At 65.9% G+C, this 12,671-nt stretch carries 17 protein-coding genes; 10 read left to right on the top strand and 7 right to left on the bottom strand.

Annotated features, from left to right (window positions below):
* Window positions 1-20: 20 nt before the first annotated feature.
* Entirely contained in the window at window positions 21-1,694 is a 1,674-nt protein-coding gene (locus tag HCU64_RS22290) for a bifunctional protein tyrosine phosphatase family protein/NAD(P)/FAD-dependent oxidoreductase (RefSeq protein WP_233386482.1), read from the bottom strand.
* A 205-nt stretch (window positions 1,695-1,899) separates the two neighbouring features.
* On the opposite strand from HCU64_RS22290, the gene HCU64_RS22285 reads away from it, so the two are divergent.
* The 5 genes from HCU64_RS22285 to HCU64_RS22265 are packed head-to-tail and all read left to right on the top strand — an operon-like array spanning window position 1,900 to window position 4,628.
* Window positions 1,900-2,508: a peroxiredoxin gene (locus tag HCU64_RS22285; protein ID WP_233386481.1), complete on the top strand. Its 609-nt coding sequence runs from the start codon at window positions 1,900-1,902 to the stop codon at window positions 2,506-2,508.
* A complete protein-coding gene (locus HCU64_RS22280; RefSeq protein WP_442785999.1) occupies window positions 2,505-3,401 on the top strand; it encodes an MBL fold metallo-hydrolase in 897 nt (298 codons plus the stop codon). Before HCU64_RS22285 ends, HCU64_RS22280 begins: the two co-directional genes overlap by 4 nt.
* On the top strand, window positions 3,398-3,772 hold the full coding sequence (locus HCU64_RS22275) for an ArsR/SmtB family transcription factor (protein WP_233386479.1): 375 nt from the start codon (window positions 3,398-3,400) through the stop codon (window positions 3,770-3,772). The genes HCU64_RS22280 and HCU64_RS22275 overlap by 4 nt, the downstream gene beginning before the upstream one ends.
* On the top strand, window positions 3,769-4,185 hold the full coding sequence (locus HCU64_RS22270) for a YeeE/YedE family protein (RefSeq protein WP_233386478.1): 417 nt from the start codon (window positions 3,769-3,771) through the stop codon (window positions 4,183-4,185). The genes HCU64_RS22275 and HCU64_RS22270 overlap by 4 nt, the downstream gene beginning before the upstream one ends.
* Window positions 4,185-4,628, top strand: a complete 444-nt coding sequence (locus tag HCU64_RS22265) for a DUF6691 family protein (RefSeq protein ID WP_233386477.1) — start codon at window positions 4,185-4,187, stop codon at window positions 4,626-4,628. The genes HCU64_RS22270 and HCU64_RS22265 overlap by 1 nt, the downstream gene beginning before the upstream one ends.
* A gap of 69 nt (window positions 4,629-4,697) precedes the next feature.
* Here HCU64_RS22265 and arsB read toward each other — a convergent pair whose 3' ends face one another.
* Genes arsB through HCU64_RS22250 form a run of 3 tightly spaced genes read right to left on the bottom strand, consistent with a single transcriptional unit; the run spans window position 4,698 to window position 6,569 of the window.
* Window positions 4,698-5,768: an ACR3 family arsenite efflux transporter gene (gene arsB / locus HCU64_RS22260; RefSeq protein ID WP_233386476.1), complete on the bottom strand. Its 1,071-nt coding sequence runs from the start codon at window positions 5,766-5,768 to the stop codon at window positions 4,698-4,700.
* An 11-nt stretch (window positions 5,769-5,779) separates the two neighbouring features.
* Window positions 5,780-6,217 carry an arsenate reductase (glutaredoxin) gene (gene arsC, locus HCU64_RS22255; protein ID WP_233386475.1) on the bottom strand — a complete coding sequence of 146 codons (438 nt, stop codon included), beginning with the start codon at window positions 6,215-6,217 and terminating at the stop codon, window positions 5,780-5,782.
* Entirely contained in the window at window positions 6,210-6,569 is a 360-nt protein-coding gene (locus HCU64_RS22250) for an ArsR/SmtB family transcription factor (protein WP_233386473.1), read from the bottom strand. Before HCU64_RS22250 ends, arsC begins: the two co-directional genes overlap by 8 nt.
* Before the next feature lie 50 nt (window positions 6,570-6,619).
* On the opposite strand from HCU64_RS22250, the gene arsH reads away from it, so the two are divergent.
* Window positions 6,620-7,366 carry an arsenical resistance protein ArsH gene (gene arsH / locus HCU64_RS22245; RefSeq protein ID WP_233386472.1) on the top strand — a complete coding sequence of 249 codons (747 nt, stop codon included), beginning with the start codon at window positions 6,620-6,622 and terminating at the stop codon, window positions 7,364-7,366.
* A gap of 137 nt (window positions 7,367-7,503) precedes the next feature.
* Here the strand turns inward: arsH and HCU64_RS22240 are convergent, their stop codons facing one another.
* Together HCU64_RS22240 and copM are read right to left on the bottom strand one after the other, a co-directional pair.
* Complete coding sequence (locus tag HCU64_RS22240) at window positions 7,504-8,943, bottom strand: YncE family protein (RefSeq protein ID WP_442786004.1); 1,440 nt, start codon at window positions 8,941-8,943, stop codon at window positions 7,504-7,506.
* 33 nt (window positions 8,944-8,976) lie between these two features.
* Window positions 8,977-9,390: a CopM family metallochaperone gene (gene copM, locus HCU64_RS22235; RefSeq protein WP_233386470.1), complete on the bottom strand. Its 414-nt coding sequence runs from the start codon at window positions 9,388-9,390 to the stop codon at window positions 8,977-8,979.
* A 169-nt stretch (window positions 9,391-9,559) separates the two neighbouring features.
* On the opposite strand from copM, the gene HCU64_RS22230 reads away from it, so the two are divergent.
* The 4 genes from HCU64_RS22230 to HCU64_RS22215 are packed head-to-tail and all read left to right on the top strand — an operon-like array spanning window position 9,560 to window position 12,127.
* Entirely contained in the window at window positions 9,560-10,069 is a 510-nt protein-coding gene (locus HCU64_RS22230; RefSeq protein WP_233386469.1) for an RNA polymerase sigma factor, read from the top strand.
* Complete coding sequence (locus tag HCU64_RS22225) at window positions 10,066-10,887, top strand: anti-sigma factor family protein (protein WP_233386468.1); 822 nt, start codon at window positions 10,066-10,068, stop codon at window positions 10,885-10,887. Before HCU64_RS22230 ends, HCU64_RS22225 begins: the two co-directional genes overlap by 4 nt.
* Window positions 10,884-11,771: a LysR family transcriptional regulator gene (locus HCU64_RS22220; RefSeq protein ID WP_233386467.1), complete on the top strand. Its 888-nt coding sequence runs from the start codon at window positions 10,884-10,886 to the stop codon at window positions 11,769-11,771. Before HCU64_RS22225 ends, HCU64_RS22220 begins: the two co-directional genes overlap by 4 nt.
* Window positions 11,768-12,127 carry a DUF202 domain-containing protein gene (locus tag HCU64_RS22215; protein WP_233386466.1) on the top strand — a complete coding sequence of 120 codons (360 nt, stop codon included), beginning with the start codon at window positions 11,768-11,770 and terminating at the stop codon, window positions 12,125-12,127. The genes HCU64_RS22220 and HCU64_RS22215 overlap by 4 nt, the downstream gene beginning before the upstream one ends.
* Before the next feature lie 6 nt (window positions 12,128-12,133).
* Here HCU64_RS22215 and HCU64_RS22210 read toward each other — a convergent pair.
* On the bottom strand, window positions 12,134-12,671 hold a 538-nt coding region (locus tag HCU64_RS22210), incomplete at its 5' end, for a molybdopterin-dependent oxidoreductase (RefSeq protein WP_233386464.1).

Here is a 12,671-nt window from a genome sequence, read left to right as displayed (position 1 = left end):
CAGGGGCTGTGCCTTGGTAGTCATGCGGCTACCTTCGGGCTAGCCATCCACTCGCGCCCTTTCAGCATGCCTTGCCAGTAGATCGACGGCAGCATGCGCTCCTTGAGCAGCCACGCGGCATGGCTCGGCTTTGTGCCGTCGATGAACCAGCTGGGGAAGCTCGGTAGGAGCTTCCCGCCATACCCGAACTCGGCAAGCAGGATTTTACCACGCTCCACCGTCAGGGGACACGAGCCATAGCCGTCGTATGCAGCCTCGGGCTCCTTCACGAAACCCAGATCGCACAAGAGATTGTGAGCCACGATGGGCGCCTGCTTGCGCGCTGCCGCAGCAGTCTTGGCGTTGGGCGCGCTGCAGGCGTCGCCGAGACTGTAGACGTCTTGGAAGCGGGTGTGGCGGAGACTGGCATGGTCTACCTCGATCCAGCCGGAAGCATCGGCCAGCGGGGAGGCACGAACGAAGTCCGGGGCCTGCTGCGGCGGCACCACGTGGAGCATCTCGAAGTCGGTCTCGACTTCGGTGACGGCACCGCCTTCATCGGTCCGGGCGAACCAAGCCCGCCGGCGGGGGCCGTCGATCCGCGTAAGGTTGTGCTTGAGGTGTAAGCCGGCCCGGTAGCGCTCGATGTAGTTCATCAGCGGCGGCACATATTCCTTGACCCCGAACAAAGCGGGGGTCGCCGTAAAGAAATCGACCTGCACGTCGCCGAGGACTCGAGAACGCTGCCAGTGGTCGGCCGAGAGATACATCGCCTTCTGGGGAGCACCGGCGCACTTGATTGGCATTGGCGGCTGAGTGAATACTGCGCGACCTTTCCGAAGCCCCTGCACGAGTTCCCAGGTGTAGGGCGCTAGATCGTAGCGGTAGTTAGAGGTGACGCTGTTGCGCCCCAGCGTGCCGTCGAGTCCCTCGATCCCGTTCCAGTTCAGCTTGAGGCCTGGAACCGCCACAAGACGTTCATATCGAACCACGCGGCCGTCCTCCAGCACGACCGCCTTACGGTCGGGTTCGAAGGCGGCAACGCCGGCCTTGATCCAGCGCACACCCTCCGGGATTAGCGATCCCATGGTTCGAGCTGTCTGGTCCGCGGTGAAGACGCCACAGCCGACCAGGGTCCAGCCGGGCTGGTAGTAGTGCACGTCCGCCGGGTCGATGATCGCGACCGTCAGATCGGGCTTTCGCGCCTTCAGGCTTGAAGCGACCGCAATGCCGGCCGCTCCGGCACCGACGATGACCACGGTATAGCTTGTACCACTCTCCTCGGTTGGCGATCGATCACCTGCGGCAATGCGTCGGGTCGAGCCGGCCATGTCGTACCCGGCTGCCTTCGTCGCCGAGAGGATCTCCGCGACGGGACGGCCACGCATCCCCTCGGCGAGAGACCAGAGCGTCGCCGAGCGGGTGCCGGTGCGGCAGTAGGCCAAAACGGGCTTAGGCAGACTTCGCAATGCCTCGGCGAAGGCAACGACGTCGTCGTTCCCGATCTGTCCTGAGACGGCTGGTACGTAGGCCGCTTCGAGGCCAGCCTCGCGCACCGCCTCGGAGATCTGCGCAAAAGTCGGTTGGTCGGTCGTCTCACCGTCCGGGCGGTTGCAGACCACGGATCGGAAGCCGGCTTTCGCGATCGCATCGACATCAGTCGATGCGATCTGCTCCGAGACGGAAATGTCCCGGTTGATCCACTTCATCTCCATGAAAACTTCCTATTTCTGTCGCCAGCCATTTCAATATATAAATAACTTAAATGACTGTGTGGCTTTAGACGATCACATATTGACAGCGCAGGCAAGGGGCTACACTCTGATAGTACTAAACTAGGCAAAGTCGAGAGTGCGTCAATTCATGAATCTAGAAAGCGAAATCTCGACGGCTGAGACGGAGCTGCGGACGCATCTGCCCATGATCGGCGATGACGCGCCCGCGTTCCGGGCGCGCACCACGATGGGCGAGCGTGGTCTCGACACGTATCGAGGTCGCTGGCTGGTCTTCTTCTCCCACCCTGCCGACTTCACCCCGGTCTGCACCAGCGAGTTCGTTGCCTTCGCCAAGGCGTTCGATCGGTTCCGAGAACTAGAGTGCGACCTGCTCGCGCTCTCGGTGGATAGCCTGTCATCGCATCTCGCCTGGAAGCACAGCATCGAGCATCGCTTTGGCGTACGGGTACCGTTTCCCATCGTCGAGGATCCGGCCATGGGCATCGCGCGGGCCTACGGCATGCTGCCCGCAAACGCGACGTCCAGCGCCACCGTGCGCACCACGTTCGTGATCGACCCGGAAGGCGTGATCCGAGCGACGGTTTCCTACCCGATGACCGTAGGTCGAAGCGTGGACGAGATCCTGCGCCTGGTCTCGGCTCTCCAGGCCACCGACGCGGCCGAGATCTCGACCCCCGAGGGTTGGAGGCCGGGCGACCCCGTCATCGTCGCCCCGCCGCTCACGTTCGATAAGATTTCGGCCAAGGCAGAGGCCGGCGCGTCCGATTGGTATTATCGGCTGGGGAGCGCATGACGATGAGCAAACTCGATCCCAGGCCCATCGTACAAGGCTTCTACGAGGCCTGCAGCGGCAGCATCCAATACGTCGTCGCCTGTCCAGTGACGCGTCGCTGCGCGATCATCGACCCCGTCCTTGATTTCGATGAGAAGGCGGGTGCCACCGCGACCCGTTCGGCCGACGCGATCCTCGCCCATGTCGATGAACAGGGACTGACAGTCGATTGGATCGTGGACACCCACCCCCACGCCGACCACCTATCGGCGGCCCGGTACCTCAAGGAGGCGACCGACGCCCCGACGGCGACCGGCGCGCGTGTTGTCGACGTCCAGGCCCTGTGGAAGCACATCTACAACCTGCCGGCTGACTTTCCGACAGACGGCTCACAGTGGGACAAGACCTTCGACGACGGCGAGACATTCCGAATCGGCGAACTCGACGCTCGCGTCATGCACTCGCCGGGTCATACGCTCGCCTCCATCACCGTCGTGGTCGGCGATGCCGCCTTCGTTCACGATACGTTTTTCATGCCAGATTCCGGAACGGCGCGCTGCGACTTCCCCGGGGGCGACGCCGCAAGGCTGTGGCGCTCGCTACAACGCATCCTGGCGCTTCCGGACGACACCCGCGTTTTCACCGGCCACGACTACGGCCAGGGTGGCCGGGAGCCGCTTTGGGAGAGCACTGTCGCGGAGCAGCGGGCGACCAACACACACATCGTCGCCGCGGGCACCGAGGACGAGTTCGTGGCGATCCGGAAGGCGCGAGACGCGACCCTGCCGATGCCGAAGCTGATCCTGCACGCCCTGCAGGTAAACATCCGCGGCGGACGGCTACCCGACCCGGAGGCGAACGGCAGGCGCTACCTCAAGATCCCCCTCGACGCCTTCGGGAGGAGCGCCTCTTGACGGACGACGTCGTGGCGTTGATCGGCGAGGCGCTCAAGGTCCTGGCGAACCCCAACCGGCTACGCATCGCCTTACTCCTGTTGGAGGGAGAGCGCTCGGTAGCCGACATCGAGCGGGAGTTGGGCATCCGTCAGCCGACCTTGTCGCAGCAACTTGGCGAACTCCGCGAGGCGCACTTCGTCTCGACCAGGCGGGAGCACAAGTCCGTTTTCTATCACGTGACGGAACCGCGGGTCATGGCAGTGCTGAACGAGCTTTGCAGGATCTACGCGGGCGCACCGAACACCCTGCCCGCAATGCGACCGTCAAGAGCCGACCGCTCACGTACCCAGCAAGCCGCGATGTTCGGGATGGTCGGGGATCGGGCGTGAGTGCTTTCGTCTACCCGCTGGTCGGCGGCCTTCTTATTGGCGCGTCCGCAGTTCTTCTGCTCCTCGGCATTGGGAGGATCGCGGGAATCAGCGGCATCGCCAGCGGTATGCTCAGTCCATACGGACGCGACACCCCTTGGCGTGCCGTCTTCCTCGTTGGCCTGCTTCTCGGCCCGCTCCTCTATCGGATGCAGGCCGGGCATTGGCCCGAAGTGCAGTCGGACGCATCCTTGCCTGTGTTGATCGTGGCCGGCCTCTTGGTCGGCTACGGCACCCGCCTCGGGTCGGGCTGCACAAGCGGACACGGGGTCTGCGGGCTGGCCCGGCTCTCGCCCCGCTCGGTCACTGCCGTGGCTGTATTCATGGTCGCAGCCGCCGCGACGGTCTTCATCGTCCGTCATAGGAGCGGCTGATGACTGGTCCCCTTCGGCTGGCCGTCGCGCTTGTGGCCGGGCTCCTGTTCGGCCTCGGCCTCGCCATTTCGGGCATGATGAACCCGACCCGGGTACTAGGATTTCTCGATGTCGCTGGGCGATGGGACCCGAGCCTTGCCTTCGTCCTCGGTGGTGCGGTCGGCGTCTCCTCCATCGGCTATGTCATTGCGGCACGGATGCGGAATCCCGTGATGGCCTCTCGCTTCGACGTCCCGACGACACGCATCGTCGACGCCCGGCTAATCGGGGGCGCGACGCTGTTCGGGATTGGATGGGGACTGGTGGGCCTGTGTCCTGGTCCCGCCCTAGCCGCGCTACCCCTCGGCCTGCCGTCCATCGGTGTATTCGTCGTCTCGATGGTCTCGGGCATGGTCCTGTTCAGCCTCACCTCCAGCACGACGCCTCGGTCCGGCGCGGTCTGACGGTGAGCGGGCTTCCCGCTCCGGCACCTCGCTCCAACCCCGAAAGCAGACACTAACGTCGCAGGGGCATCAGCCGCCCCTTTCTTTTGAAATGCGTGGCATGGCTTCGGGACGAACGGCGCCGCCCTCGTACCAGCCCTTGCTGCGGTTCACGATCCAGACGACCGAGAGCATGACCGGTACCTCGACGAGAACGCCGACCACCGTGGCCAGGGCTGCCCCGGAGTGGAAGCCGAACAGGCTGATGGCGGCAGCGACCGCGAGTTCGAAGAAGTTCGAAGCGCCGATTAGAGCCGAAGGACCTGCGACGCAGTGCTCCTCTCCAGCTAACCGGTTCAGCAGGTAGGCTAGTCCCGAGTTCAGGTAGACCTGGATGAGGATCGGGACCGCCAGAAGCGCGATGACGGCGGGCTGAGCCAGGATCTGCTCGCCCTGAAAGCCGAACAGCAGCACCAGGGTTGTGAGAAGTGCGATCAGGGAGACGAGACCGAGCACGCCGAGCAACCGGTCGAGGGCCGCCTGTCCGCCGGAAGCCAGGAGGCTACGCCGGACCAACTGGGCGATGATGACCGGGATGACGATGTAGAGCACCACCGACAACACCAGCGTTCCCCAGGGCACCGTGATGGCCGACAGCCCGAGCAGCAGACCGATGATGGGCGCGAAGGCCACCACCATGATCGTGTCGTTCAGCGCCACCTGCGAGAGCGTGAAGTGGGGCTCTCCCTTCGTCAGGTTCGACCACACGAACACCATGGCCGTGCAGGGCGCGGCTGCCAGGATGATCAGGCCGGCAATGTAGCTGTCGATCTGGTCGGCCGGCAGGTAGGGCCGGAAAAGCCAGCCCACGAAGAGCCAGCCGAGCGCCGCCATCGAGAACGGCTTGATCGCCCAGTTGATCAGCAGCGTGATGCCGATGCCGCGCCAGTGGCGCCCGACCTGTCCGAGAGCGGCGAAGTCGATCTTGAGCAGCATGGGGATGACCATGAGCCAGATCAGGACCGCGACCGGCAGGTTCACCTTCGCGATCTCCACCGCGCCAACCGCCTGGAAGACGCCGGGCATGACATGGCCCAGCGCGATACCGGCCACGATGCAGAGCCCGACCCAGACGGTCAGGTAGCGTTCGAAGATCGACATGGAGGCCTCCGTCAGGCCGTGGCCACGGGGCGGCCGTGCTCATCGACGACGCGTTCGCCGTCCTCCTTCACGAACTCGCCCTGCTGCGCCGGCAGCAGATCGAGCACGCCCTCGGAGGGACGGCAGAGCCGGACGCCCTTGGGCGAGACCACGACCGGCCGGTTCATCAGGATTGGGTAAGCCTGGATGGCGTCGAGGAGCTGTTCCTCTGAGAGCGAGGGGTCGCCAAGCCCGAGTTTGCCGTAGGGCGTGCCCTTCTCCCGTATCAGGTCGCGGACGGTGATCCCGGCACGGTCGGTGAGCTGGGTGATCATCGCTCGCGATGGCGGGGATCTCAGGTACTCGATCACATGCGGCTCGATGCCGGCATTGCGGATCATTGCCAGGGTGTTGCGCGACGTTCCGCAGGCTGGGTTGTGGTAGATGACGACATCGAACGCCTCAGACATGGGCGCTGTCTCCTGGGGGGCAGTTGCAGGCGGAAAGGGCTGCGACCGCCGGGGCACAGACGTCGGGCCGGCCCTGGCAGCAGTCGCGCATCAAGAAGGCGATGAGGTCGGACAGGCCCTCGTAGGCGGCGCTGTAGATGACCGACTTGCCCTCGCGCCGGGACTGGATCAGCCCGGCATGTGACAGCTCTTTCAGGTGGAAGGTCAGGTTCGTCGCCGAGACGCCGATCTCGGTCGCGAGCGTGCCGGCAGCAAGGCCATCCGGCCCAGCTGTGACGAGAGCACGGACCACCCGGAACCGGTGTTCCTGTCCGAGGGCAGAGAAGGCAGCGACGGCTTGCCGTTCGTCCATGATCGGTCCATTTATTCAATGATCGTTGAATTGTAGAGAAAGCCTACGTCTTGGACAAGCCCCTGCAGCCTTTCGCCGATGGCCTCCCAAACCTCAGCGAGGCGCATTTCAAGGTGCCGACCAGCGAGCGCGTCCACGCAACGACGCCCTTCACACACGCGCCGCGCTTCCTCGTCCTCTATGGGTCACTGCGCGAGCGGTCGTTCAGCCGCTTCCTCGCGTACGAGGCGGCTCGTCTGCTGGAGGCGATGGGCGGCGAGGTCCGCATCTATGATGCCCACGGCCTGCCGCTGCCGGACGACACGACGGCCGACCACCCGAAGGTCCAGGAGCTGAGATCGTTATCGATCTGGTCCGAGGGGCAGGTCTGGGTCAGCCCGGAACGTCACGGCAGCCTGACCGGCGTCATGAAGAGCCAGATCGACTGGCTTCCCCTGAGCGAGGGCTCGGTCCGCCCGACGCAGGGCCGCACGCTCGCGGTGATGCAAGTGTCCGGCGGATCGCAGAGCTTCAACGCCGTGAACGCGCTGCGCGTCATCGGGCGCTGGATGCGGATGATCACGGTTCCGAACCAGTCCTCGGTACCAATGGCCTACAAGGAATTCGACGACGCCGGCCGCATGAAGCCGGGCCCTCTCTACGAGCGTGTCGTCGACGTCTGCGAGGAGTTGATGAAGTTCACGCTCCTCACCCGCGAACGCGCCGACTATCTCGTGGATCGCTACAGCGAGCGGAAGGAGCGTGAGCCCGATCGCCTACGGGATGTGGCTGCGGACATCGGTTTTGGGAAACGCTAGCCTTCGAGCCAGCTCGGTACCCTTTCTATCTTTCGCTCGAACTGGGCATGAGACCGGGAGCGGACCGGATCTCGGACCGCTCCCGGTAGTCGTTTAGCCTTTTGCGATCCCCATAGCGGTGATCCAGCGGCTCGCTATCATTCGCTCTGCCGCTGCACCGGCTGCCCCAGTTCGCCCGGCTTGCCTTCGACGATGACGAGGTAGCGGCGGCCATCCTCGGATGCACCCTGCGTGACCTGCCGGATCGGGCCGACCGCGTTCACGATCGCAGCACCGGCTGGGTTGGTCATGAAGCCCGCCAGAGGTTCGACGGTGCCGGTGCCCTTCGGGTCGCGCGACAGGGCGAGGACGAACGGCTTTTTCGGCGCTAGCCCGGTGACGGCGGCTTGCAGCGTCTGCAGCACGCCCTGGTCGAACAGTGTCACCTGCGTCGCCGGTTTGCCGTCCGAGCCGGCGAGGGTGAGCGTGCTGCTCTTGCCCGCCGGGCCGAGCGGCTGGAGGTTCTTCGCACCAGCTCCGTCCGGCACCGCCTCGGGCACGTATGCGACCCCTTGGGGGCCCTGGCCGATCGGGATCTCGGCGATCAGCGTGTTGCTGGCGGTGTCGATCACCGCAGCCTTGTCGGCATTCTCCAGGCCGACATAGACGCGCGAGCCGTCGCCCGAGGGCCAGAGGCCGTGCGGCAGGGCGCCGGTCGGGATCGTCGCGACCTGGGCGTAGTCGTCGGTGCGAAACACCTTCACCGTGTTCTCGCCGCCGATGGTGACGTAGGCGAACTGCCCCGCCTTGTTGCGCACGATGTTGACGTGGTTGGTGATCGGCCCGGTATCGAGCGTCTTGAGCGGCTTGAACGGGGGCTTGGCCTCGAAGACCTGCACCTTGCCGACGTCCTTCAGCGTGAACCACACCTGCGCGCCATCCGGCGTCGCGGCAATGTCGGGGCAGAACGGGCTCTCCTGCTTCACCCGGCCCGCGATCTCGTGGGTCTTCACGTCGATCACCACCGTCTCGGGCGAGAAGCTGGAGCAGACGTAGCCATAGCGGCCGTCCGGCGAGAAGATGGTCATGCCCGGCCCGTTCGGCACCGTGATCCGGCCGGCCTCTTTGCCGCTCTCGGCGTCGAGCACGGCGATGTAGTCCTCACCGCGCACGCTGACCCAGACCGCCTTGCCGTCGGGCGTGAAGAAGGCCTCGTGCGGCGAGCGCCCGACATAGGCCGTCTTGCGCACCGTGTTGGTCGCCGTGTCGATGAAGGTGACCGAGTTCGAGCCGATCGAGACGGCAAGCAGCGTCTTGCGGTCCGGCGAGAAGCCCATGCCGTGCACGAGCAACTGGCCCTTGTAGAGAGGGCTCAGGTTCATCGGCGTCGTGTCGCCGAGCTTGATCACGCCGAGGAGCTTGTTGTCGGCCGGATCGATCACCGAGACGGTGTTGGAGAACTGGTCGGAGGTGTAGAAGCGGTCGCGGTGGCTCACCGGAACATCCGGCGCCGAGGCGGGCCCGGGCACTTGGCCGGCGAGCGCCATGCCGCCGATCAGGACACCGAGCGTTGCCGATAGCAGGATGCGCGTGCTCATGCGGGTCATCGTTGGATCCTCTTCAGCTCTGTTTCAGTGATGGTGGGCGTGCGGGGCGGAGGCACCCTGCGTCGGCGGCGCAGGAGGGCGCTCGGCGAGCGCGCGGCGCATCACTTCGATTTCCTGCCGCTGCTCGACGATGATGCCTTCGGCGAGCCGACGGAGGACCGGATCGCGGCCGTGGGCGAGTTCTGCCTTCGCCATGTCGACCGCGCCCTGATGGTGCGGGATCATCATCGCGGCGAAATCGCGGTCCGGATCGCCCGATGGTGCGACCGCCATGTCGGCATGCATGCGCGCCATCGACGTGGCCATCATGGCATCGAAACTCGACGGATCGGCCTGGGCCGTCGTCTCGGCCTGGCCGGTACCGATTATCAAACGGCCGCCAACGGCACCCGTAGCGATGAGGGCCGCGACCGCCAGCGACATCACTGCTCCACGCATGGTCTCTCCTCCTGGTGTCTGACAGAAGAGATGCTGGCGAAGGCCGATCATTCCGCACCTCTCGAAAAAAAGTGCGAGCCAGGGTGATCGACAGACCTTCGTGGTCCGGATGGAATAGAACCGCCGTTCAGGCATCTCCTTTGTCAGAGGGTTCGAATGGGGAGTGTTCGTGGACGAGATCGCCACGTTGATCGAGCCGCAGATCCCGGGCCTGCGTCGCTACGCCGTCGCGTTGCTGCGTGACCGGGAGGCCGCCGACGATCTCGTCCAGGACACGCTGGAGCGGGCGCTCGCGGCGTGGCCGCAGCGACGTCGCGACGGCGACCTGCGTGCGTGGCTGTTCACGATCCAGCGCAATCTCTTTCTGGCCGGACTGCGTCGCAGGGGTCGCGCAGCGCCGCAGGCCGGGCCGGACGTTCTCGACATCGTGCCGGATCGTTCGAGCGATCCCGCGGCCGGCCTCGGACTGCGCGATCTCTTCGCCGGACTCGACGCTCTGCCAGAGGACCAGCGCTCGGTCCTGCTGCTCGTAGCAGTCGAGGACATGTCCTACGCTGACGCTGCCGCTGTTCTGGACATACCGCTTGGGACGGTGATGTCGCGTCTCAGCCGGGCGCGCGAGCGCATGCGCAGCTTCGTCGAAACCGGGCGGATCGGTCTACTGAGGAGGGTCAAATGAGTGGGCCGGACCCGCGGCCGGTCGGCGAGGACGACCTCCACGCGCTCATCGACGAGCGCCTCGATCCGCAGCGGCGCAGCCTCGTCGAGGCCTGGCTCGCCGAGAGGCCCGAGCAGGCGGCCCGCGTCGCTGCGGATCGCGAGACGCGCCTCCGTCTACGTGCCGGCCTCGACCCGATCGCGCGCGAGCCGATCCCGGCGAGACTACGCATCGCCAATCTCCAGCGTCGGCGGCAGACGAGCATCTGGAGGCCGGTTGCGGCAGCAGCCGTACTTTGCCTCGCCCTCGGCGGGATTGGCGGGTGGGTCACCGCGCGTGGGCTTGGTCCAGCGCCGGTCGTATCCACGATGCTGTCCGAACCTGCGACGCAGGATGCCGTGGCGGCCTTCCGGACATTCGTGGTCGAGGCGGCCCATCCCGTCGAGGTGCGCGCCAACGAGATGCCGCATCTGGTCTCCTGGCTGTCGCAGAGGCTCGGACGACAGCTCGTTGCGCCCGATCTGCGGGGACTGGGTCTGCGTCTGATGGGGGGACGACTGCTTCCGGCAGGTTCCGAGCAGGCTGCGCTCCTGATGTACGACGACGACCGGGGCACGAGGCTGACGCTCTACAGCCGCGTCGGCACGGCTGAGGGGCGCACGGTGTTCCGCTTCGCACGCGAAGGCGATGTTGCCGCCTTCTCCTGGGTCGATGGCGGCATGGCTTATGTCGTCACGGCCCGAACCGATGAAGCACGGCTGCTCGCGGTCGCCGAGTCGGTCGACGCGCAGGTGCGAGGTCTGCCAGCCCCGAAGGGCACGACGCAGGAGCGCCCGTGACCCTCGACCAACTCCGCGTCTTCGTCGCCGTCGCCGAACGGCAGCACGTGACCCGTGCCGCCGAGGCGCTCAATCTGGCGCAGTCCGCCGTCAGCACCGCCATCGCCAATATCGAGGGGCGGCATGCGACCAAGCTGTTCGATCGCGTCGGCCGCGGCATCGAGCTGACCCAGGCGGGTCGGGCTTTTCTGATCGAGGCCCGCGCCGTCCTGGCGCGCGCCGAGATGGCTGAACTCGTCCTTGCCGATCTGAGCGGACTTCGTCGCGGGACCCTCATCATCCAGGCGAGCCAGACCATCGCGAACCATTGGCTGCCACGCCACATCGTCGCTTTCCGTAAGACTTACCCTGAGGTCGGGATCTCCCTGACCGTCGGAAACACCGAGCAGGCGGCAGCCGCCGTCCACGAAGGAACCGCCGAGCTCGGCTTCGTCGAGGGGCCGCTCGATGACCCGGCGCTGGCGAGCCAGACGGTCGCGCGGGACCGGCTCCTGATCGTCGTCGCGCCGGACCACGCACTCGCCAAAACGAGGAAGGTCACGCCGGACGATCTCAGAGGAGCCGATTGGGTCTTGCGAGAAGCCGGATCCGGTACGCGCTCGGAATTCGAGGAAGCGCTGGAGGGACGTGGCATCGCTCCATCAGAACTGGTGGCGACGCTCGAACTCCCTTCGAACGAAGCCGTGCTCGCGGCCGTTGCGGCCGGCGGTGGCGCAAGTGCCCTGTCCGAGAGCGTCGTGGCTGCAGGCTTGCGAAGCGGCGATCTCGCCCATGTGCAGTTCGATCTTCCGGAGCGCGCTTTCCGTGTGCTGCGTCACAAGGAGCGCTATCAGAGCCGCGCCGCAGACGCCCTGCTCGATCTGATCCGGAAGGCGAAACCGTGACCGACATCGCGCCCGACGACCCCCGTGTGAAGCTTGCCGAGGATCGCACGGTGCTTGCCGCCGAGCGTACCTACGCTTCTTGGCTACGTACCGGCCTTGCCTTCCTCGGCGTCGGGCTCGCCGCGCAGCGCTTCCTGCGGGAGGTGCTGCCCGCTTGGCCCCTGCGCGTCCTGGCGCTGGCCCTGATCGCCTGCGCGCTGGCCTGCTTCGTTGCCGCTGCCTGGCGCGACGGCGCAATCCGTACTCGTCTCAATCAAGCACAAATCCACCTGATGCCGCGCGCTCTCACGCTCGGCGTGGCCATTCTGCTGATCGCGATCTCGGGCCTCGCGGCGATCGTGCTGTGGTGGCCGTGACGGGGCTCAGTCGGCGGTGACCCGCACCCTGTGCCAGGAGGCCATCAGGTAGCCTTTGTAGTTCCAGGTGTCGTCGGGCTGCGAAGGCTGGGTCTGGCCGGCCTCGTCCCAGGCGCGGGCGACAAGTTCGTGCTCGCCCGGGTTCAGATCGAGTTCGATCGACCAGAAGGTCCAGGCAAAGGGGGATTCCGCTTCGGCCTCGAGCTGCGCTTGTGACCAGCTGCGGCCGCCATCGCAGGACACGTCCACGCGAACCACGTTGCGATCACCCGCGACCGCATAGCCCCGTACCGTGTTGCCTCCGACATTCAGCTTCGCTCCGGGAGACGGCTCGCAGATCGCAGCGTTGAGCGGCATCGTCTCGATCGTGTGGCCCTTGGCCGGATCGGCGGTCTCCTCGGTGACGTCGGGCGGGAACAGCTTGTAGTCGTCCGCCTGCATCGGATTGGCCGAGGGCTGATCCTGGACGGTGATCGAGGCGAGCCATTTCGGGCTGCGCACCCCAGCAAACCCGGGCACCACGGCGCGAAGGGGAAAGCCGTGC

It is taken from the genome of Methylobacterium sp. C25 (assembly GCF_021352225.1).
Classification (GTDB): Bacteria; Pseudomonadota; Alphaproteobacteria; order Rhizobiales; family Beijerinckiaceae; genus Methylobacterium.
The sequence above is the reverse complement of the archived record's forward strand: the minus strand, read 5'-3'. Positions and strand labels throughout refer to the sequence as shown.

Coding starts and splice junctions, on each gene's coding strand:
- HCU64_RS22265 (WP_233386477.1), top strand. CDS start 4,185: ATGACTGGTCCCCTTCGGCTGGCCGTCGCGCTTGTGGCCGGGCTCCTG.
- arsB (WP_233386476.1), bottom strand. CDS start 5,768: ATGTCGATCTTCGAACGCTACCTGACCGTCTGGGTCGGGCTCTGCATC.
- HCU64_RS22250 (WP_233386473.1), bottom strand. CDS start 6,569: ATGGACGAACGGCAAGCCGTCGCTGCCTTCTCTGCCCTCGGACAGGAA.
- HCU64_RS22225 (WP_233386468.1), top strand. CDS start 10,066: ATGAGTGGGCCGGACCCGCGGCCGGTCGGCGAGGACGACCTCCACGCG.
- HCU64_RS22280 (WP_442785999.1), top strand. CDS start 2,505: ATGACGATGAGCAAACTCGATCCCAGGCCCATCGTACAAGGCTTCTAC.
- arsC (WP_233386475.1), bottom strand. CDS start 6,217: ATGTCTGAGGCGTTCGATGTCGTCATCTACCACAACCCAGCCTGCGGA.
- HCU64_RS22240 (WP_442786004.1), bottom strand. CDS start 8,943: ATGAGCACGCGCATCCTGCTATCGGCAACGCTCGGTGTCCTGATCGGC.
- HCU64_RS22285 (WP_233386481.1), top strand. CDS start 1,900: ATGATCGGCGATGACGCGCCCGCGTTCCGGGCGCGCACCACGATGGGC.
- HCU64_RS22290 (WP_233386482.1), bottom strand. CDS start 1,694: ATGGAGATGAAGTGGATCAACCGGGACATTTCCGTCTCGGAGCAGATC.
- copM (WP_233386470.1), bottom strand. CDS start 9,390: ATGCGTGGAGCAGTGATGTCGCTGGCGGTCGCGGCCCTCATCGCTACG.